Origin of the sequence: Rhodococcus sp. USK13 (assembly GCF_018343855.1) — a bacterium.
Classification (GTDB): Bacteria; Actinomycetota; Actinomycetes; order Mycobacteriales; family Mycobacteriaceae; genus Rhodococcus_F; species Rhodococcus_F oxybenzonivorans.
On the sequence record NZ_CP069241.1, the window covers coordinates 557,482 to 577,567 of the forward strand.

General features: G+C 63.2%; 20 protein-coding genes and 1 pseudogene. 10 read left to right on the plus strand and 11 right to left on the minus strand.

What is annotated here, in order from left to right; translation table 11 throughout:
- Nucleotides 1-180 precede the first annotated feature (180 nt).
- Nucleotides 181-384 carry a hypothetical protein gene (locus JQT59_RS02545; RefSeq protein WP_213571499.1) on the plus strand — a complete coding sequence of 68 codons (204 nt, stop codon included), beginning with the start codon at nt 181-183 and terminating at the stop codon, nt 382-384.
- A 437-nt stretch (nt 385-821) separates the two neighbouring features.
- Here JQT59_RS02545 and JQT59_RS02550 read toward each other — a convergent pair whose 3' ends face one another.
- On the minus strand, nt 822-1,643 hold the full coding sequence (locus JQT59_RS02550) for a hypothetical protein (RefSeq protein WP_213571500.1): 822 nt from the start codon (nt 1,641-1,643) through the stop codon (nt 822-824).
- A 260-nt stretch (nt 1,644-1,903) separates the two neighbouring features.
- Here JQT59_RS02550 and JQT59_RS02555 point away from each other — a divergent pair, with 260 nt between their 5' ends.
- The gene (locus tag JQT59_RS02555; RefSeq protein WP_213571501.1) at nt 1,904-2,218 is read left to right on the plus strand and encodes a hypothetical protein; all 315 of its coding nucleotides are present in this window, start codon (nt 1,904-1,906) and stop codon (nt 2,216-2,218) included.
- Between the two features lie 374 nt (nt 2,219-2,592).
- Here the strand turns inward: JQT59_RS02555 and JQT59_RS02560 are convergent, their stop codons facing one another.
- Nucleotides 2,593-2,760, minus strand: a complete 168-nt coding sequence (locus JQT59_RS02560; RefSeq protein WP_213571502.1) for a hypothetical protein — start codon at nt 2,758-2,760, stop codon at nt 2,593-2,595.
- A 124-nt stretch (nt 2,761-2,884) separates the two neighbouring features.
- Between JQT59_RS02560 and JQT59_RS02565 the strand changes: the two genes are divergently transcribed.
- Complete coding sequence (locus tag JQT59_RS02565; protein ID WP_213571503.1) at nt 2,885-3,361, plus strand: hypothetical protein; 477 nt, start codon at nt 2,885-2,887, stop codon at nt 3,359-3,361.
- On the opposite strand, the pseudogene JQT59_RS36665 reads toward JQT59_RS02565, so the two are convergent.
- A pseudogene (locus JQT59_RS36665) lies at nt 3,304-3,691 on the minus strand (transposase); the annotation flags it as partial. The gene JQT59_RS02565 and the pseudogene JQT59_RS36665 overlap by 58 nt on opposite strands.
- 45 nt (nt 3,692-3,736) lie before the next feature.
- On the minus strand, nt 3,737-3,871 hold the full coding sequence (locus JQT59_RS37620; protein WP_283253998.1) for a hypothetical protein: 135 nt from the start codon (nt 3,869-3,871) through the stop codon (nt 3,737-3,739).
- 144 nt (nt 3,872-4,015) lie between these two features.
- Here JQT59_RS37620 and JQT59_RS02570 point away from each other — a divergent pair, with 144 nt between their 5' ends.
- On the plus strand, nt 4,016-4,870 hold the full coding sequence (locus JQT59_RS02570) for an HpcH/HpaI aldolase/citrate lyase family protein (RefSeq protein ID WP_349306976.1): 855 nt from the start codon (nt 4,016-4,018) through the stop codon (nt 4,868-4,870).
- A 48-nt stretch (nt 4,871-4,918) separates the two neighbouring features.
- On the opposite strand, the gene JQT59_RS02575 is transcribed toward JQT59_RS02570, so the two are convergent.
- On the minus strand, nt 4,919-6,577 hold the full coding sequence (locus JQT59_RS02575; protein ID WP_213571504.1) for a flavin-containing monooxygenase: 1,659 nt from the start codon (nt 6,575-6,577) through the stop codon (nt 4,919-4,921).
- Between the two features lie 173 nt (nt 6,578-6,750).
- Here JQT59_RS02575 and JQT59_RS02580 point away from each other — a divergent pair, with 173 nt between their 5' ends.
- Entirely contained in the window at nt 6,751-8,370 is a 1,620-nt protein-coding gene (locus JQT59_RS02580) for a class I adenylate-forming enzyme family protein (RefSeq protein ID WP_213571505.1), read from the plus strand.
- 244 nt (nt 8,371-8,614) lie between these two features.
- Here the strand turns inward: JQT59_RS02580 and JQT59_RS38270 are convergent, their stop codons facing one another.
- Nucleotides 8,615-9,106: a transposase gene (locus JQT59_RS38270; protein ID WP_213571506.1), complete on the minus strand. Its 492-nt coding sequence runs from the start codon at nt 9,104-9,106 to the stop codon at nt 8,615-8,617.
- Nucleotides 9,107-9,313: 207 nt separating this feature from the next.
- Here JQT59_RS38270 and JQT59_RS02590 point away from each other — a divergent pair, with 207 nt between their 5' ends.
- The 3 genes from JQT59_RS02590 (at nt 9,314) to JQT59_RS02600 (ending at nt 14,127) form a co-directional block, all read left to right on the plus strand.
- Entirely contained in the window at nt 9,314-9,742 is a 429-nt protein-coding gene (locus JQT59_RS02590) for a hypothetical protein (protein WP_213571507.1), read from the plus strand.
- A gap of 1,206 nt (nt 9,743-10,948) precedes the next feature.
- Nucleotides 10,949-11,722 carry a DUF5677 domain-containing protein gene (locus JQT59_RS02595; protein WP_213571508.1) on the plus strand — a complete coding sequence of 258 codons (774 nt, stop codon included), beginning with the start codon at nt 10,949-10,951 and terminating at the stop codon, nt 11,720-11,722.
- Between the two features lie 1,427 nt (nt 11,723-13,149).
- Nucleotides 13,150-14,127 (plus strand): hypothetical protein, encoded by a 978-nt coding sequence (locus JQT59_RS02600; RefSeq protein WP_213571509.1) that lies wholly within the window; start codon nt 13,150-13,152, stop codon nt 14,125-14,127.
- A 588-nt stretch (nt 14,128-14,715) separates the two neighbouring features.
- Here the strand turns inward: JQT59_RS02600 and JQT59_RS02605 are convergent.
- The 3 genes from JQT59_RS02605 to JQT59_RS02615 all read right to left on the minus strand — a co-directional run bounded on the left by JQT59_RS02605 (nt 14,716) and on the right by JQT59_RS02615 (nt 17,013).
- The gene (locus tag JQT59_RS02605) at nt 14,716-14,856 is read right to left on the minus strand and encodes a hypothetical protein (RefSeq protein WP_213571510.1); all 141 of its coding nucleotides are present in this window, start codon (nt 14,854-14,856) and stop codon (nt 14,716-14,718) included.
- A 131-nt stretch (nt 14,857-14,987) separates the two neighbouring features.
- On the minus strand, nt 14,988-15,782 hold the full coding sequence (locus tag JQT59_RS02610; RefSeq protein WP_213571511.1) for a hypothetical protein: 795 nt from the start codon (nt 15,780-15,782) through the stop codon (nt 14,988-14,990).
- 1,039 nt (nt 15,783-16,821) lie between these two features.
- Nucleotides 16,822-17,013, minus strand: coding sequence for a P-loop NTPase family protein (locus JQT59_RS02615; protein WP_213571512.1), 192 nt, complete (start codon nt 17,011-17,013; stop codon nt 16,822-16,824).
- 75 nt (nt 17,014-17,088) lie between these two features.
- Between JQT59_RS02615 and JQT59_RS02620 the strand changes: the two genes are divergently transcribed.
- Nucleotides 17,089-17,385 (plus strand): hypothetical protein, encoded by a 297-nt coding sequence (locus JQT59_RS02620; protein WP_213571513.1) that lies wholly within the window; start codon nt 17,089-17,091, stop codon nt 17,383-17,385.
- Here the strand turns inward: JQT59_RS02620 and JQT59_RS02625 are convergent.
- Complete coding sequence (locus JQT59_RS02625; RefSeq protein WP_213571514.1) at nt 17,382-17,903, minus strand: GIY-YIG nuclease family protein; 522 nt, start codon at nt 17,901-17,903, stop codon at nt 17,382-17,384. The genes JQT59_RS02620 and JQT59_RS02625 overlap by 4 nt on opposite strands.
- A gap of 575 nt (nt 17,904-18,478) precedes the next feature.
- Between JQT59_RS02625 and JQT59_RS02630 the strand changes: the two genes are divergently transcribed.
- Complete coding sequence (locus tag JQT59_RS02630; RefSeq protein WP_213571515.1) at nt 18,479-18,862, plus strand: DUF4238 domain-containing protein; 384 nt, start codon at nt 18,479-18,481, stop codon at nt 18,860-18,862.
- Nucleotides 18,863-18,969: 107 nt separating this feature from the next.
- Here JQT59_RS02630 and JQT59_RS02635 read toward each other — a convergent pair whose 3' ends face one another.
- Nucleotides 18,970-19,857 carry a hypothetical protein gene (locus JQT59_RS02635; protein WP_213571516.1) on the minus strand — a complete coding sequence of 296 codons (888 nt, stop codon included), beginning with the start codon at nt 19,855-19,857 and terminating at the stop codon, nt 18,970-18,972.
- Nucleotides 19,858-20,086 lie beyond the last annotated feature (229 nt).

The following is a 20,086-nucleotide window of genomic DNA, read 5'->3' on the forward strand; positions in this document are numbered from 1 at the left end:
TCGGTATCCCGGTCCCAGAAGGCACTTCGTCCGTCAAGGCCAAGACGAAGACGAAGACGAAGACGATCTGTCTTATGACGTCAGCCTTCCGCTGGCAGTCCTGCTGCACAAATCAGGTGCTGCGGGGCTGGACCGCCTACTTGCCCGGGAGTGTCGGCCCGCGACTTCCAATACCTGCGCATGATCGTCTGGCGTCAGGTCTTCGGATGGTTGCGGCGCAAACACCCCAACACGGGTTGGAAGGAACTCCGCCGCCGCTACTGCAACGGCGGATGGTGGCCACACGACGAAGAAGTTGTCCTGTTCAATCCCGGCTCGGTAGTCACCACCCGATACCGTCCCCGGGGGACGACGATCCCGTCGCCCTGGCCCAGCGTCAGCTGAGGAGCGCAACTCGCACGTCCGGTTCGGGGGGCGGCATGGCTTTGCCTGGAATTCACGCGAACTGAGGGCTTCTTCGGCGGGAACCCGAGGATACTCATGGTGGACGACGAACCCAACGTCCTGGGTCTCTAGCTAGTCGGTACGTCCTATTGTGGATCTGGGGCGTTGATCGTTGGGTTCGTGCTCAACTCGGTGGATCGTGTTCCTCGGCTGGGGTTTGGAGGATCTGTCGCGCGGCTGTGGAGTATCGGATCGCTGTGGTCTCGTCGAGTCCGAACAGGACGGCCAGATGGAGCGGGTCGGGGCCATGGGTGAGCGCTTCGTCGAGTTGACGGTCGACGCGTAGGGCTTCCAATGTGGCGGCTCGGCGGCGGAATGGCGCGGTGAGCGCGTTGACACTGATGGCTCGGGTGGTCGAGGCCGGTGTTTGTCGATGATCAGGTGCGGGTTGGCGGTGTTGGGCCAGCGTCTCTCCGCCGGTATTCCAGCCAGTCGATAAGGAGCCGGTGAGTGAGCTCGTCGAGTGGGCGGGCCACAGTGCCGATGGTCAGCCGCCGGTTGCCGAGGTCGCGCCGCCGCCGTCCGGATCGAGCGTCGCCTCCGCACTCGCGTGTCGTCCAGCCGCAGGGTGCGGATGGCTTCCGGGCGGGCGGCGTGAACCGCGGCCAGGGCGAGCGCGATCCGGGCTGCCGGGTTGCGGCCTGGGTTGCGTCGTCGATTTGGTTGGAGCCCAAGGGAAGAATGATCGGTTTGTCGCGGTGTCCTATACGGACTCGCGCTGCTGGGTCGGTGAAGATAGTGCCGTTCTTCTTGCAGTGCCGCATCAGCGAGCACAACGCGCCGAGGGTTTGGCGGCGCGGGTGGCCGCGCAAGGCGCCGGCGACCGCGTTGACATCGCCGATGGTGGCCTCGCGCAGGTGGTCGTGTCGCGTGGACCATTCGACCAGCACGGGGTGGGCGGCGCGCACGTCGCGGCGGACGGTGTTGATGTTGCGGGGTTGGCTGCGGGTCCGCCATGCCGCAATACTTGCGTCCAGTCGCGGACGTCGGCGGCGATGCCCGGGGCCAGGTCGGCGAGTTTGTCCTCCAGCCAGGTGTCGAAGGCGGGACGCGGTCATCGACCAGCAAATCCCATCTCCGGCCACCACTTCGGCGACCCGGCTGATGCTGACCCCATAGCGGTGCAGCACGCCGATCAGGTCCGAGTAGTGGAACTGCTCGCCGTGTCCAGACAGCAGGATGACCAACGTCCGGTCCATTCGGCGGCCAGCTTGGTGTTCCAGCCTCGGCGCTCGCCCAGCGCTTGGGCGATCCGGCGCGCGGATCAGCGCGGGGCTGGTGGGGGTTCGGCGTGCCGGACCCAGTTGAAAGCCCGGCCGGCCCCTGGTAGGTGCAGCTGATTGCCCGCTGTCGAACGGCTTCGGCTCTGGTGACGGAAGGGCGACGGCGGAGGCGCGGAGGCGGGCGCGCAGCCGCACACCGGGCCGCGCATCTTGGTCATCCCCGCGAACCACAACTGGTGGCAGGTGACCCGACCGAGATCGTCCTCGGCGACGACCGGAGGATCCGCGGACAGCGCGGGGGCCTGCAGCCCGGGCCCCAACGAACTCCAGTTCTTAAGAAACGGGCCGGGAGTAATCCCGGAACGGCGCTCCGTGCCGAAGACCACCACGATATCGAACTGATAGATGCAGCCGGACACAGACTGAGCAAGGGCAGGCTGCCGGAAGGAGCGGCCCCGCTCGCGCGGTTGCATGCGCTGATCGGAGACCAACCCGGTGACGCCGACGAGTCCGAGGTGGCGATCGGAATCGAGACCGACCGCGGCCCGTGAGTGGCGGCACTGGTGGCCGCCGGTTACACGGTGTTCGCGGTGAATCCGTTGCAAGCAGCCCTTTCCGACATCGTCGGCGGGTCTCGGGTACCAAGAGCGACGCCGCTGATGCCCACATGCTGGCCGACATGGTGCGCACCGACTCGTACCAGCTGCGGCCGGTAAGCCGGTGACAGGCCCGAGGCCGAGGCGCTCGAGGTCGTCGCACGGGCGCACAAGACCTTGGTCTGCGAACGAACCCGATACACCCAGCGGTTGCGGCATGCACTGCGCGAATACTTCCCAGCCGCGCTGGAGACGTTCGACGACAGTCGATTCCCTCGAGTTGCTCGGTGCGGCCCCGACCCTGCCTCCGCGGCCCGACTGGCACGCGGTCAGATCACCGCGGTGCTGCGCAAGGCTCCCGCCGCGACATCGAGACCAAGACCGATCGGATCCAGGCTGCGCTGCGTGGCGAGCACCTGGGCCGGGCGGTGGCGATCACCACCGCGTATGCGGCCACCACCCGGGCCGCCGTCGCCGTGTTGAACACTCTCAATCACGAGATCACGGCGTTGCAAGGTGGATCGATGTGCATTGTGGTCGGCACCGAAGATGCTGAGGTCATCTTGTCCCAGCCGGAGATGGGATCGTTGCTCGGTTGCGCCGACGGGACCCGTCTTACCCGTGCGGTCGTCGCGATGGGTTACCGCGGCAGCGACAAAGACCGTGCGCCGCTACCTACAGCCCCTTCGGACTGCGCACCAGCAGCCGCCGCCCGCACCTGCGATCGGACCCGGCATCCGGCAGGCCACCGGCTGGCTGACCCGCCATCGCGACCGGCTGATCGACAACGGCCGTAACCAACTCGATGCACTGCTCGGCCGCAGTCCCGCGTTGGCGACCACCCGCCGCCACGTGCGCGAGTTCGTCGACCTCATGACCGAGCGCCGCGGCAGCGATCTCACCGCGTGGATCAGCGCCGTCGACATCGAAGGAAAATCCGCACTGCGATCCTTCGCACGGGCCTACGCCGAGACCTCGATGCCGTCCAGCAGGGCTCCACAGCTCCCGGACCCGGCGAAGGTCACATCAATCCGCGGTCAGGCCCTCGGATGCCACAGCTCTCGTTCGGACATCGCCCCGCCCCGCGCGGGGGCATAGGCAAGGAGTATTCCGAGGGGGAGTTTTCGATCCGTCCCGCGGTTCCGGAGTACTGGCGGGCCACACCGGTCGAGCGAACTCCCTTCTCCGGAAAGTTGATTTGTCGCCGATCAGCACACCGGTGTCGGCATTACCAATCGCCTCGGTCACGAACTCTCGCGCGTCGTCGCGCAGTCCCAAGAGTAGAAGTTCAACAGCCCTGTGCATTCCCTCTGGGCCGCCTTTCCCGGTCTCCTCTGCCAACGTCCAGCCGTTCTTGCGTCCTACCTCACCGAGCAGGTCCCGAACGTACGCAGTCATCCGCCTCCGCGATTCCACTCGCGAGAACCGTGCTCAGAACCACAGCGCCACCATGGATCACAATCTGTGGTGCAGTTAAGCAAAGTTGTTCGCGTGGCTCGGTGGGAACTCGAGTACGAGATATCGAATGTCCGAGATATCGCGGATGACCTCACGGACGTTGCCGGCGATCGCGCGCGAGGTTGCGACGACGGGCGTGTAGGTAGTCATGTGGATCCTCAAGATTGATCTACATATTAAGCGTAACAAGCATGTGCTTGGTTGATAAAGCAAATACTTGGTTGTGGAAGGATTGCGATCGGTCGCGGCATGAGCGCGGTGACCGGGTAAGCATCTAACGCGAGGAGCATCGACGTGATCGAATCCATGCACACCGAACCCACCGACGAAGAGGGAGGTGTCGCGTGGCTGTTTTGTCCCGCCGACCGTCCCGACCGATACGATAAGGCGTTCGCAAGTGCTGACGTTGTGATCCTCGATCTCGAGGATGCGGTGGCATCTCCGGGCAAGTCTGCGGCGCGAGACTCGCTGCGTGCGGCGGACTTCGACGACGTCCGGGTTGTGGTCCGCATCAATGCCCATGGCACGGACGATCACGAAAAGGACGTCCGACTGGTTCGAGAGCTAGGACTTCAAAGGGTGATGCTCGCAAAGGCTGAGACCGTGACCGACCTCGAGCTTTTAGAAGGGTTGGATGTGACAGCCCTCATCGAGACGCCGCGCGGACTCGTCTCGGTGAACGATCTGGCGACGCATTCCGGAGTCTCGAGACTTATGTGGGGCGCGGACGACTTCATCGCAGCCCTGGGCGGCACCGCCAGCAGGAATGCGACCGGCGAGTATAAAACCGTCGTCTCGCACCTGCGAAGCAGTGTGCTGGTGGCAGCGAAAGCGCACGGCTGTGAAGCGTTGGACGGTGTCTACACGTCGATTCCGGACCTCGACGGGCTCCGCGCCGAAACGGCTGACGCTGCGGCCTGCGGCTTCGACGGGAAAGTCGCGATTCACCCCGACCAGGTCGAGGTAATTCGCCGAGAGTTCCATCCCTCACCCGAACGCCTTTCCTGGGCGGACGCTGTTCTCAAGGCAGCGGGTTCTGGCGGGGTGGCATTGGTGGCGGGCCAGATGGTCGATCGGCCGATGGTCCTGCAAGCGACCCGGGTACAACGTCTTGCCCAAGCGGCGAGGAGCGTACGCCGGGAGTCGTGAGATCGGGGCTGCGACCTGCAACGTCGCAGGTCGCAGCTCCTCGGTGACTCAGACGGCCGCGGTGTCGCGAACGCGACCCGTGTGAAAGTCGGCGAGGTCGTTCTCCAGAGCTGCATCACAAGCCTTGACGTACGTCCCGACACCGCCGAAGTAGAAGAGCACATCGGGAGCCTTCCCGGGGATGTTGCCACCGAGCATCCATGACCGAGTTCCTTGCGGCAGGACAGTCATGTTGGCGAACTTCGTCAGGCGTTCGTGCCACTCCCTCACCGCGCTTCGGCGGGGCTCGATGGCGTCGATCGAACTGGCCCGCATTCGTTCGACGCACCGGCCGATCCATGTAACAGCTGCCTCGACGACGACGGGAATGTTGCCGAACGGGCTCTGCGGACCGCTGATCATGAACATGTTCGGGAAGGCATGCGCCATCAAACCCAGATGAGTTCGGGCGCCGGAAGCCCAAGCTTCGCGCAACGCCTGTCCGCCGCGGCCGCGGATGTCGATAAGGTCGTACGAGCCGCTGCCAGCGTCGAAACCTGTGGCAAAAATGATCACGTCCACTTCGTGCTCGACATTGCCGACGGTGATCCCTCGAGGGGTGATTCGGGAGATCGGCTCGCGGCTGACGTCGACGATCTCGACGTTCTCGCGGTTGAAGGCTTCATAGTAGAAGTGTCCGAGAGGTGGGCGCTTCGATCCGAGAGGGTGGTCCTTGGGGCACAGGAGCTCAGCGGTCGCTGGATCCTTGACGATCGCCCGGATCTTCTCCCGAACGAATTCGGATGCGATGGCGTTGGCTTCGGGATCTGTTGTGATGTCATCGAAGGTCTCGTAAAGGAATCGGAACCCGCCGGCTTCCCAACCAGCCTCGAGGACCTGACGGTGCTCTTCGGGGGTGACGTCGCCGCGTCGGCGGTTGGCCCTTGGGAAAGCGTAGCCAAGAGGGTGACGGCGAGCCATTGCCCAGATCTCGTCGTAATCGCGGCGGATCTGCTCACGCTCGAAGTCGGTCAGCGTGTAGTTGCGGGCCGGAAGCACGAAGTTCGGCGTGCGCTGAAAGACGCTGACGTGATCGGCGACCTTCGCAACGAGGGGAACAGCTTGTACGCCGGTAGCACCGGTTCCGATGACGGCTACCCGCTTTCCGGCCAAATCGGCCCCCTCTGAAGGCCAGCGGCCCGTCACGAACCAATCGCCCTGGAAATCGTTGATGCCAGCAAAGGCTGGGATGTACGGCCGGGAAAGGAGTCCGAGGGCGGTCACGAGGAACTGGGCGCTGAACTGACGTCCGTCCTGGGTCGTGATAGTCCAGCGATTGGTCGTCTCATCGAAGGTCGCAGCGGACACCCTGGTGTCGAACTCGATATGGTCGCGCCAGCCGTGCTTCTCGGCGGCGAAGCACAAGTACGCGTACATGTCCGCCTGCGTTGCGAAGCGCTCCGGCCAGTCCCACTCGTCCTGCAGTTCCTGAGAGAAGGCATAGGCGTACGTCCAGCTCTCGCTGTCGGTGCGGGCGCCGGGGTAGCGGTTCCAGTACCAGGTACCGCCGAGGTCGGGTGCTGCCTCGAACGCAGCGACGGACAGTCCCTTTGAACGGAACTCGTGTAGGGCACGTAGTCCGCCGAGTCCGGCTCCGATCACGATGGCGTCGAGGCGGCGCGTTGCTTCATGTGGCGTTTCAGGGCCAGGGGTTTCGGTATGTGCCATGCAGGATCGCCTCCGTGGAGATCTAGGGTGTGCCGGTAATGTGCCAACTCCCCGCAGTATGGGCCGACGCCTGAGTCTAAGCAAGCATTTGGTTGTAATTGAACCAAGCATCTGGTTGAATTGACGCCACTGCGTGATATGCATCACGTTAACTCCGAAGAGGAAGGGCTGCCATGCCGGGAGCGACCCTTGATCACCCCACTCAGTCGGCGACGGCTGACGTGGACCGTTCGCTGAAAATCTTGGACCTGTTCGACTACCAGGTGCGGGAGTCTGGCGCGGAGGAGTTCGTCGCCGACGTCTCCATGCGCCTGACCTACGCCGAGGCGGACCAGCGTGCTAATCAGATCGCGCGAGTGCTCGACTCACTCCAGTGCTCCCAAGGCCAGCGCGTTGCGCTTTTGTCCCACAACCGTGCGGAGTACGTGCTGCTTTACCTCGCCGCCGCAAAAGCCGGTGCCGTAACCGTTCCCCTGAACTTTCGTCTGGCGCCAGCCGAACTAGAGTTCATCCTCAATGACTCCGGCGCCACTGTCGTCGTCGCTGCGTCGGCTCTTCACCCCGCAATCGATGCGATCCGGTCAATGACGCCGTCGGTCAAGCACTACGTCAGTCTCGACCCGACCGACGACGCCCGGTGGGCCCCGATCAACGACCTCGCAGACGCGGAGTCAATCGAACCGCCCTCGATCCAAGTGCATTCGAGCTGGCCATTATCCCAGCTGTACACAAGCGGAACGACGGGAACCCCGAAGGGCGTGGTTGTCACCCACGGGGCGATGGCGTGGCAAGTTGAGCAGGAGGCGCACGTCCTGCAACCGTTGGGCGCCCTGCAGGGCCGGTTCCTGGCCGTCGCGCCGATGTATCACGCTGCGGTCAACTTCCTCTGGATGACGGTCGCCGCATGGGGTGGCAGCGTCTTCGTCCAGGAGAACTTCGACCCAGTCGGCACACCTGAGATAATGGCGCGTGAGGACATCGCCTGGATGTTATCGGTGCCGGCAATGATGCACGCCAGTATCGAGGTGGCGCCGCAGCTCGCTGGAACCTTCCCGTCGTTGAAGGTCATCTATTACGGCGGATCAACCATCGATCCCAGCTTGCTCCGTTCTTCCATGGAGTACTTCGGCTGCGAGTTCCTCCAGGTTTACGGGCTAACCGAAACGCTCGGCATGGTGGCCCTCAATCCGCGCGATCATCGCCTCGCGTTGGAGGGAAGGCCTCACCTGCTCGGTGCGGCAGGTCGGAGCTTCCCTGGCTGTCGCATCGGCATCATTGGAATCGATGGGCAACTGCTTCCCGAAGGGGAAGTTGGGGAGATAGTCCTGAGCGGCCCGCAGATTATGACTGAGTACTGGAATCGGCCTGAGGCGACGCGCGAGACTCTCCAGGACGGTTGGCTGCGCACAGGCGATGCCGGCTATCTCGACAGCGAGGGTTACCTCTACATCACGGACCGGATCAAGGACATGATCATCAGCGGGGGGGAGAATATCTACCCGCGTGAGATCGAGGAAGTCCTCCTCATGCACCCGAATGTGGTTGAGGTGGCGGTCGTCGGGATCCCTGACACAAAATGGGGCGAGTCAGTTGCGGCCGTCGTCGTGCCGCGTCACGGGGGCGACTCGCGTCTCGGCGAGCTGTTGGTCGAGCTGTGCGTCGAGCGTCTCGCGAAGTACAAAGTGCCCAAGCACATTGACTTTGTCGACGCTCTGCCACGCAATGCGATGGGCAAGGTGCAGAAGTTCGAAATCCGGAACCGCTACTGGTCCGGCCACGATCGTCGGATCTAAGCTGAACGGACGGATTGGCTAGGTCCTGTCTTGTGAAATCACTGAAGTGACGGGGCAATCGCGGCGATGATGAACTCGGACCGGCAGTAGAGCAGCCCGTTTGGCATACCGTGTGACCAGGTCACGGAAGTGCTTGAGCAGGTTGATGCAGCGCTCGACGACTTGGAGACCTGCGTATTCGGCGTCGAATGACGGTGTACGCCCGCCCCGTGAACCCTTCGCTGCTCGGGTTGCTTTCTGAATCTCACGCCCGTCGCGACAGCAAGGTGGATCTTGCTGCTGAACCCTCCCCGGGGCCGTCTGAGACATTTGCCGTCGACCGCGCGAGCCTCGATCGTTGTGCGTAGAAACCTATTTCGGGCACCGGTTGAACGCTGGTGCGCACGGACCACCGTGGAATAGACAGAGACGATCTACTCGTCCTCGCCGACCTGTCGCCTTTGACGACCCGCGGCGTCGAGGATTTCTCCCATGTGCCGTCCATGGTCCACTTGCGTAAGCGCTCGTGGGCGGTCTTCCACGGTCCGTACCGTTCGGGCAGGTCCTGCCAGGGTACGATCGCACGATGTGTGTTGGTCGCGGCGCAGAACCGGGACGAGAAGCAACGCTGCGTCGTGCGATGCCTGCAGGAGCGGCTCGAGAAGGTCGTCGCCGGCGGGGAGCGGATCCGGGAACTCTCGCGTGAGAACGCGCGCCTGACCGCGGAAAATGCGGCGGTCTGGTACGACACCACCATTGACGGGGCGGTCGCCCGCGGGCTCGGTGTTACGAGGAAGACCGGGTGGATGCGGGCGTGGGAGCGGGCCGGGAAGAGGTTGCCGATCGACTACACCGGTCCCGGGTTCGGTGGCCGCGCCCACCGGGTCCGTTCCCCGGGGCATGATCTGGGCCGGCCGTTCGAGGCGCTGCGGCAGATCCGGGCGGGGGAGTTCCGCGGCGTCCGATGGGACTACGGAACAAACACACCGTCACCGTGGGTGGCCGGTTCCGGGAGGTCGACTCGCTCGCCGAGGCACTCGTCCTTTGGGCCCAGCACCTGGCGGCGGATCTGGTGACCCCGATGAGCCTGCCGATGCCCGGCTCCTCCTGGCTGTACGAGCTCGACAACCGGGCACTGCGGACGTTCGCGCACGAGGTGTACCTGGGCACGTCGGCGGGCAACGGGCTGAACGTGCGATCCGGGATCCTCACCCCCTCGCTGAGCGTGGTCACCACCGAGGTCATCCTCTGCACCCATGTGCATGCCCGGCGTCCGCGGTCACCGGAAGCGCCCGCCTGGACGAGCGGGAGCAGGCCCGGCGCAGCGAGCTGCTCCTCGCAGCCCATTCACTGGTCGGGCTCGCGTCGGCGGGGAAGACGCTGGCACGGATGATCATCCTCGATGACCGGAAGGGTATGGCGCTGCGCCACGTGAATGTTCCGGTGCTTCTCCGGATGGGGTGTCTTGCAGTCGAGGTCGCTCATGACGGGCGGATGCGTAGTCGTGCTGTGGCGCGGGACTGGGACGAGTCGGCCAATCTCGTTGGGTAGCTCGCGGCTGTATGAAACGCGGCCGGTCTCCTGGTCGGTGTTGAGCCAGATTTCGTAGGACCCGGTTGCTCGTGTTCCGGTGGACGTGTCATCTGCCTTGTTCGGATCAATAAGGGGTGTGGTCAGGGGTCTAGAATGCGGAGCACGGGACCCGTCAGTGGGGGAGATGATCCGCTGTCGGTGCGGGCATATCTGCACCTACGCGCGGCGCACGGAAGGCAAGCGGTGGGGGTACAGCGTCGCCCATGGTGCTTTGGCGCCCCACACTACGTCGAGCCATCCACCAGATGCCATCATTCGTCTATGACACAGGTAGGTTCGCCTCCTGAAGACGGTGCCCGAATCCCTCTGGTGCCGATTAGCGGTGGACTCCCAGCATGGCTCGCAGACCTCGCCTCGATTGCGGCGGACCTGGAGTCCGCCCACAGGTTCATCGAGAGATACATCGAACTCGCGCGGAACCGACCGAGCGATGGAGAAAGCCCGGTCGACACGGATATGCAGGCGCTGTGGAACGCGGGGGTCATTGCGTATCGGCGTGCTTTCACCTCAGGCCGAAGTCTCGTTCTTCCGAAGGAGTCCAGGCCAAAGCTGGCAGACAATATTCTCGCGCAACTGTCTGAGGACGGTCGCACAACTCACGAATCTCTTTAGGACCAGGCCAATAAGCATGTCGCCCACAGGGTCGCCGACCTTGAGCAGGCCAGAATCTACGCTGCACTCGCGCCCGAAGGTTCTGAGCGAAGCATTCAGGGGGTCGCCAGGCTGCATGTTCGCTTCATCGGCCCGGATCCCGCCGATGCGGGTAGGTCTCTCAATCTCTGCACGACCGTTCACGACATCGTGATGAGAGAGATGGAGACGCTCACGGCGGGTGCGACCTCTGCTCTAGCCGCCGACCTCGACGTCGAATCGTTGTATGAGGCGTGGGAGCTACTCCAGCAGAGCGAGACAAGCCCGATCTGACACGCTGACAGATAGCAATTCCGAATTCCCCCTGGGCCGGTTCTCAACAACCTGATGACCGTCAATCGTCACAATGGGCTCCATGGTCTCCCTTGATGTGAAGCTCATTTCGGAGGAATCACGGTGGATTTCTGCGGCCGAGGAATGTCTACAGCTATTCGCGACTCCTCCGGCGAGAGTCCTGGTCGCGGACGAGGACAACCATTGCTTCCGCGTGAGCTATCCGATCGCCCGGCATGCATTGAACCAGGTCGAAGCCTGCCTGACGCTCATCACTACAGGCCTGGTGTATCCGGCCGTCGCCAACGTGCGGGTTGCGTTCGAGCACGCACTTGTCGCGCAATGGGTCCTGCTCACGGACCAGGGTGAACGCGCATTCGTGGCTGCGACCCGGCGTAGCAACGCAGCGTTCGTAAAGGACTTTGCGCAGTACGCGGAGATCCCAGACGATCTTCTCGCTGATGCGGATGATCCCTCTCGCGACGGAGGTAACTTTCCCAGCATGCAATCCCTTTGCGACAGATTCGATGGTAAGACGAAGAAGATCTACACGGTATACAGGTCGCTGTCTGGCGCTGTGCATCCTTCAGCATCCACGCTGGCTCGCCACCTGGAATGGGATGCTTCGACCGACAACTTCAGACTGAAACCCAGAGGATCGACTGAGTTGCCCACCGACCTGGCGATGGCGCTCGGCTGGTCGGCAGTCATGGCGGCGTATGTCATTGAGACCCTGAAGCATGAGAAGTCGCGAGTGCAGGAGGTTGAGCGGATTGCGCGGCGCGGCGGACTCCCCACGGATCTCAAATCGGACGATACACAGCCGCATTTCCAGCGGAGGTCGCCCGGCCTCTGAACAGGTGGCCGAAGGTCGGCCCGATGTCCTCGCTGAAGTGGTTGGCGCCGCATCGTCGGTGGCGCGGGTCTTCTCGCCGGTCGGACTCTCCTCAGGCTGGGTTGTGTACAGTCGGTGTGCCGTTTGCCTTGGCGACGTGCAGCATAAGAAGTTCACCTAGGTACAGCTGGCCACGGATCACGCGAATGGGGTCGAGGGACTCAGAGCCGGTGAGTCTATGGCTGACGTAGTCAGCCGCCTCCTGACGCTCTGCCGACACATACATAGTCAAGAACTCAATTGCGAAGCGGGACAGCTCGCGTGGCGTCAGGAACGGGTTCTGTCATCTTCCGACGATAGTGCCACCTGAAGTCCAACATCCGCTGATCAAGGATTGTTACGCCACATACGGGAGCAAGCCCTCGACGAGCGCACTATCTGAGAAGTGATCCGCGAAATGATGCGCAGGATCGTGGTGGACCGGGGCCGCGATGGATTCTGGTTCCGGACGTTGCCGAGCTGTGTATCACACGGAGATACAACGCCTTTCGAGCGAATGACGTTCGGTGTTCACCGATAGTCGGAGCTAACCGAGGCGATTAGTGGTGGATGGTGTCCGAATATTCCTCACGAAGCAGCTGGTGGCTCCAGTCGATGCGGACGAATGTCGGATCGAACCCCTGGCGGCCCCGTGTGGACGGGAGTATGGGTCACCGTCATCAAGAGTGCGATGACCTTGCCGCGCAGGGCGGCGCTGAACGTCTTCCATCGTGCGCGGACTTCATCGGCACTGATCAAGTCCGCTATCGGATCACGGGATGTGTTGGCGACGATTCCGGTGAGGGCGTTGTCGATGGGTGCGCTAGCCGTTCGCAATTCCGGATCTACGCGCTATCGGACTGCCCAACACCGCTCGTCCTCAGGTGAACGCAACTCTTCCGTGGTGGCCCCGATGCCTGATGCCGCATGTCTCGCGGTTGTGTGCGCGATCACCGCTGTGTTTGCTACTCTTCTGCCTCGGACGGAGGTGTGAACGTCCTGATCGTTTAACTCAGCGGAGTTGGGTTGGCCGCGCTGGTTCAGAAGATGACGTAACAGCCGAGCGCGTCGCTGTTCGATGGACGGCGACCTACCCGAAACCAGCTGAGTGGCAGATCAACCCTGTCATTCGTCACGTGAATGACTCTACGGGGATTCGCGTCCACCGGATTCTCGTCCAGTACCCACACTCAATCGGTGATCATCAAGCATCCGCATGTGGCGCCGGCAACCATGGTCCGGGGGTAGGAAGGTAGGGGTCCGGGCGGTCTCGGCAGTGATCGGGATGCTGGGGTGGCGAGGTTGCCACTGGTGGGTGAGGGTTGTGCCCACACCGTCCGCGGCCGCAGGCCCTGAACACGCGCTCCGAGGTGGCGCCGATTGGGCGCATCGGCAAGTAAAGTTTGAGCGTGGCAGGTACCCCAGCTCAGAGTGTCCAGTTCCCGGCATTTCGTCAGTACGAGGCGAAGCGGCAAGAGGCCAACAATGCAATGACTGCGCTCCTGGCGGGCGCGAAGCTCGCCGCACACACGCTGCAGCTGACCTCGGGATCTCAAGAGCTCCTGCCTAGAATTTTTCCGGGCGTCGAGCACATCAATTACTTCCGTCTCCGAACAGATCGAGCGACTGAACTTCTCGTGGACACTGGGCACCATCTCGGTGCCGTCGCAGTGCCGTATGCATTGGCCGTCCACGAAGATTTCGTCACAAGCGTAGTTGATCTGCTCAAGGAGCTCGGCTACACCCGTAAAGCGCCTGGTCGAAACAAGGACCTTTCGAAGAATCCGGTTAAGGCATGGAACATGCACGACACGGTGTATCTGACGCTCGGCGGGACGGTGCCGACGAGTGGTGGTGACGCAACTGCCATCGAAGTTTTTCATCTTCTGCGCGAGATGCGGAATGCGCATATCCACGCCGGAGGCGAGGTGTCCGACGCTCTCAAAGAGGTAGTCGAGGCCTTCAGCGCGGATGCGGCACAGGAATGGTCACGGCTCTCACGACGAAGGCACGGAGACCTCGTTTCTAGTAAAGAATTGCGTTTCAACACCTTCGACATCTTCGCTGCCTTTGCGGTGACTAAAACGCTGGGACGGCAGATCAACGCCTTGCTCCGGGACAGAATGGACCACGCTCACTGGGCGGAGATCGCTGTCAGGGACTATGCGATGCAAACTTCGAAGGCGCGCGGGAGCGACTCCTGGATGCGAGGGTATCTCGGCTATGCAGCGATGAATTACGGCGGCATCGAACTCACGGAGGCAGAGCTTGTCGCTGCGGCGGTTACGACCGGATTCTGGACAGGGGGACGACAGTGGGCCTCGCGTCGTTCGGAACGTGGCGCCCAGCGCAAGCGAAACCAAGGCGTAGGCAAACCTGGTGATTAGTCAGTCCTGGGCTGAAGAGTTGGCGCTCTTCCCATTGAGCTATACCCACAAGATTGCGGGGACCTGGACTCGAACCAGGGTCTCCAACTTGCGAACAACCCCGGTCGCGAACCGGACGGGCGCCTAACCGCGCTGTTCCTAGGCGAGCATACAGCGCAGGTGTCGAAGTTCCATCACCCAGAGCAAGCGGGAGCGATCCTCGTCGGCGAAGACGAGCCCGGTCCTGGCTCCGCGGCCGTGGAGTGCACGACGATCGCCGGTCGGTCCTCTCGGCGTACCGACCCACTTCGGCTCTCGGCGATGCTGGGTGGACGGCGCTGCGCCGACGAATACGGCCGACTCGGCCACGGAGCGTATACGACAGGGTCGAGGGCATGATCCATTGAGGCCAGTCAGGTGATGACCCCCGGCGGGCAACCGGTAGATCCGTGCGATTCGTCCGGGGTTTGGCTTTCGCTCGCGCCTCTGAGAGGCGTCAGGCGTGGCTGCAGGGGTGCCGGCACGGGGTAAATGTTTGGAGGAGACTCGTTCGCCCGGCACTGAGCGCATCAGACATGTTTACGGGGTACCTGAGTGGTGCCTGGGAGGTCAACCGAAGAACGCCTCCTTCAGGGCTTCGACTACCCCGTGGGCGATGATCCGGGTAAGCAGGTCGCGACCCCAGGTTTTGGCCGTCTGGAGTCGGTTCGGATGGGCCGGCTCGGGTCGGTCGGTGGGCGTGGTGCTCATGTGCACTCCTGTTCGCGGTTCGTGCCTGTTCCTGGCCGGCGGCCGGCAGGTCGTGAACTCAGGATGCGGGAGCCGATCGCTGCGATCCAGCGCCCTTTCTACGGTCAATGTCACAAACGGGTTGTGTGGATTCACCGGTGCGCCAGGGGGTGGGCTGTGTTGAACGCCTGACGGGCGGTGAGCTCCATCGCGCGTTCCAGTCGGCGTGAAGTCGTGGTGATCTGGTACCCCGTGAGCCAGGACAGCGCCTCAGCACTGGTGTCGCCGGCGGCGATGACATCGGCCAGCGACGTGACCTCCCACGGGTACGCCGCCGGCACGAAAGAGAACCTGATCGTCACGTCGTTCTCGTCGAGAAATTTCTTGGCCTGACGGAGGATGCTGCTGAACCATGATGGGTCACTCCGCGCACCGTGCAGGCGGTCACCGAGTGCGTACACCTCGGGTTTCGCATGTGAGTGGAGGAGGTCGATCACCTGCTGCATGCGCGACGCATTGAAGGCTTCGGCCTCTGCGAGGAGTCGATCCCGTTCGGGCTCTGTGATGAACCCGAACTCATGCGCACGATAGGCAGGCACGTAGACAGCCTCGCGAACGTCCTCCTGCAAGTAGCTGGGCAGACCCACGATGCCGTCGTTGCCGAGTGTTTTGGGCCCGCGGTCGGAGCTGGGCGTATCGGGATCTTCGAGGACCCGCAGTAGCACTTCGATCACGAATTCGGGTGGACGGGCCTTAGCCTGCGGGTGCGTGCGGGCGACGGGCAGGAAGGCGTCGATACCCGGTACTGGTTCGGGTCCTGTCGGAGTCTCGATGATGGGCCAGAGGAAGCGTTGGCCTTCGGATTTGAGATCGAGCACGCGGCTGCTCTCGATGTGCTCGGACCACTGCGAAGACACAGTATCGATGACGAGAGGATGCCAGCCCACGGGGATTCGCAGGATCCAATCGGGAGGCTGAACCGTGCAGGTCGTTGCAACGGATGGATCCTCCGGTGCGCTATTGAGCAGCCAGCGACGTATCTCCTCGAGCGTGAGGTTGCGTCGAGCGCGCCAAACCGCACCAGCGCCCCTCCCATTGAATCGGCGCTCAATGGTGGGAGGGCCGGGAGGAGTCGGAAGACTGCGGATGTAAAGCGATCGGCGGATCCCGAGCTTCGTCCGCCAAGCAGGATTCAGAAGGTCATGGTCAAAGAGTGCCTGTTCGACCGTGTCATCATCAGAGTCGCTGAGCAACTCTCGCGCTATCCGCCGGGCGAGTTCGTTGCGCTCCGGACTGTGCCAGGAGATGTCTTGCTCAAACAGTTCGTCAGCGACCAAGCTCGTTGCGCTCATCTCGCCCGGAGGAAGTCCACGTTCCCTCCGTTTCCTACGGGCGCCTTGTTCCCTCCCGTAGTGGTCGAAGACCGCGGCTTCCCACCTCGTGAGGCTCGATACCACGACCAGCTGCCACAGGCCCCGCGCAGCTTCCTGCCTGATCCGCGGACGGATACCGGTAAGGACATCGTCAGAGAACTCCTCCCGCAGTGAGATGGCGGTCAGAACCGCGTCGGTCATTGGCCGCGACTGGTAATTGTGGTGACCTCGAAACTGCGACTGACCGGGGAGAATGAATCCGAACCCCTTTGCGGCTTCTGCCAATTTGGCGTCCAACCTCAACCGCAACGGCACGCCAGTCGCCGGGCGACCCCGCCCGCCGGGGAGGGGATGACGCAAGACGGTGGCAATGTGTGTCAACAACTGCGAGCGATCGTCAATTGACTTCTGCTTCTCGACGTACTCGGCGAGGAGGCGTCGCACGGTCTCATCTCGGGAGCGATAACCCTGAGCGGCCTGTATCCGAGCGAGCGCGTCCAGGGCGCACTGCGCCACCCGGACATTCGTCTCCACCTCCGCCTTCGCCATGATCGAATTATCGACCACGCCCGCGCGGGAGTGCGCGCGGCGGCTGGTGCCGTTGTCCGTGTCGTCAGTCGAGTGGATTGCACGCCCCCGCCGCGCGGATGTCGGCCTGGCGGTGGGAGTCGCCCGTGGTTGCGATGTCATGGATGTGGTCCAGGAGTCGATCGGAGGTGGCAGTGGCCAACGTTTTCGGCAGGATGGCGTCGAATCGCAGGGGATGTTCGATGCCACGGCGACCGAACGGGCTGGCACGTGGCATCGAGTGCGGTCGAAAAGGCCCTGGTCGTGATTCTGCGCCGCGGGCGCCTGTCCCGGCGGATCACCGTTCCGGCCGTTGGCGGGCCATCACCCGATTGCACAGCAACTCCGCCGACTCACCGCGGCCGGCGTGCTCGAGGTGATGTGCGAGAGCAAACGCAACCAGATCTGGGCCGCCGTCGACGTGATCGCCAAACGCGACGTGCTGCGCATCACCATCGGTGAACGCACGACCGAGCACCCGGAGCTAGTGGATGACGCTGGCCGCGAGGTGAAGCTCGACGATGTGGTCTCGCTCTTGGCCATACCGGGGTGGACGACGGCCACGCCTGCGGTTCCGGGCATGACACCGTTCACGTCAGTAGAGGGTTAGGCGCTGGCGAAGTAGGCCGCACGCGCCGCCTCGATCAAGGCACGGGCCGGGCCGCTGGCGTGGGCGACATTGAGTGGCGGCGCCCACTGCTCGATGACGGTTGCCTCGACGGCGGCGGGTGTCGGGTGCTCGCACCACGACACCCGCAGATGGGCGTGCATCCAGGCGGTCAGGCGGATCTCGTCTTCGTCGACCAGGACGACCCGGTCGGTGCGGCGGGTCCGGTAGCCCTCGGTGTCGAGCAGCAGTCCGGCGAGAGTGCGACGTAGGGTGGATGATCCGCTGCGGCGCAGGTGGTGGCTGGTGATCCGCCGACGCAGGTTGGTTGCAAGACCGACATAGAGTAGCCGCGCCCCGGTGTCGGTCGGGTGCGGCGGGCCAGTGAGTTGCGGGAACACGTCGGGAGCTGCCCACCATGCGTACAGGCCAGGCACGGCAGGCAGTGTGGACAGGTCGTCGAGTGCGTGATGAGTGGCGCCGAGGGCGGTGATGGTGTGTGCCGGATCGAGCAGAGACATTGGGGCGGGGTCTGCATGGTCGTCAGTGTGCCGTGAGCGGCTGACAACCTGGACTCGGCGTCGTCCGACGTGACGCGACGGGGGCCCACCTGTGACGGTGGAGCCCTCGCACGGATATGGGCACCGGTGCCGAGCGATGGCCAGCACGATTGTGACCGCGGCGGTGACGGCGTTGGCGGGTCCTGGATGTCTTCCCGGATGTAGACGGCGGCTCGACCGCATTGAGCGCATTGAGCGCATTTCGGCACGATGATGATCGGACTCGGCTCCTCCGCCCCGGGCCGCTTCAGCGCCGGCGATCCGGGGGCGTGTTATTACCACTGGTCAAACAGTGGTTGTGTTGCAGTTCAGGCTCGGCGGACCACCACAACGCATCCTGCCATCGCCTGACCAGGGGTGTCGCACCGCTCTGGGACGCTTGGAAGCCGAGAATGGCCGGGGGGAGGACCCGTGCAATCGGGCGACCCGGTGAACCCCGGACGTGCCTCGTCGTCAGCATCGTCACCAGCGGCGAGGACGTAAAGGCCGCGGCCGCTTGGATGCGCCCCGGGGAATCAGGAGTCGAGGAGCAGCAGATGACCGGTGGAGACCTGATGCAGATGATGTCGGAGCTCCGCGTCGAGCACCGGTGGCTGGCAGAGGAGTTTGTGGCGGAGTCGCTGCGCCTGGGCGAGCAGGAACGGGGCAAGGAGCACCACTACGTGCCCCGGATGTACCTGAATCGGTGGGCTGTGGATAAGAAAGTGCAACCGGTTCTCGTTGACCGCCGGCAGGTATCGCCGCCACAGCAGCCGAAAGAGGTAGCGAAGAAGACGAACCTCTACTCCCTACCTGCACCTGACAGCACGATGGATCAACCGCTGCGGTGGATCGAGAAGCACCTGTCCCGGATCGAGGACGAGTGCGCACATCGGCTCGATCAGCTTGCATGCCTAGTGCGGCCGGGCCCTACCTACTGATTCGGTTTGCGTGCTCTGCTCCGGATCGGCGGTGCCGCTGCATCCGTAATGCGCAATGCTGGAACGGGCATAGCAGGTCGTGGGGAAATCCTGCGCGTTCCCGTGATTCACGCTCTCTTGAACAGACGTCGTACACGGTTCCACATGCCATCCGGCGAGGGATCCTGCTCGTTGGGGGTGACCTGTGTCTCCGGGTCGAGGTGGCCCACCTTGTAACGGATCAAGAGGCGACGCAGGTCTTCCCTTGTTGTGAGATCGAGGTCTGTCAGCGGGGCGGTGCTAGCGCTCGGACAGATGATGTTCTCCGGTTCTGGCACCGCGAAACCGTCGTGCATCTGTGTTCCTTGAAGGTGTTTCACGAGGGCCCGCACGACTTGCCTCTCGTATCTGGTCTGTCGGCGGAGTCCGATCGTGTGCACGGCGGCTTCATGGGTCACCGGAATGACCTCGAGGTCGGACGCGACACCAACCATTTCTTCGAAGTCGAGACCGGAGTACATCTCGGATTCGCCGTGTTTGGCGGTGTCCGTGCACCGAGGAAATCGTTGCCCGTCACCGAGTTGACGGGCGTGGGAGAGCAGCGAACTCTCGACGTTGCGCGGATTCAACACGGGGATCGACACCCACATCCTTGTGATCTTCATACCGTCGTGCTCACGGTAGAAATGCGCAGCGTGCTTGTGCAGGCGGTCTCCGGGATCGACTGTCCATCCAACCTTTACCCAGCCTGAATCGAATTGGATCACATAGAGATAGCCGCGGATCTGAAAGCCCTCATCGTCCCAGATGTAGAGGCCACCGTGGCTCGAAAAGAGCTCGTTAAGCGTCGCGCTGTATGGCGACCGGTACTCATACCCCAGCTCCACGCTGCGAAGATCGAGCATGAGAGGCCCAGCTTCAACGGCTCGGAGCGCTGACAAGTCGTCAGCGGTAGGTATGTGAGGGGTAATGGTGACGTGCCTGTGTGCTTTCAGGAGTTCGTCGTGGCGGGTCATCAGGCGAGCATAGGGCAGGGTTGGGACAGGAATATTGCTCGCGCGAGGCACGGACTACACCGAGAGATCGGTTTGGATTCGGGCGCGGACGACGGTCCCGCAACCCCGATGCTTCGAACGCAGCCGAAGTCCTCGACGTCTGTGCCGGGCGCCGCGGCCCCGGCACGGCAGTTCTCGCAGGGACGAACATCTGTCCGCACTGCATCGGAAGTCTCGTGCCGACGCCGTC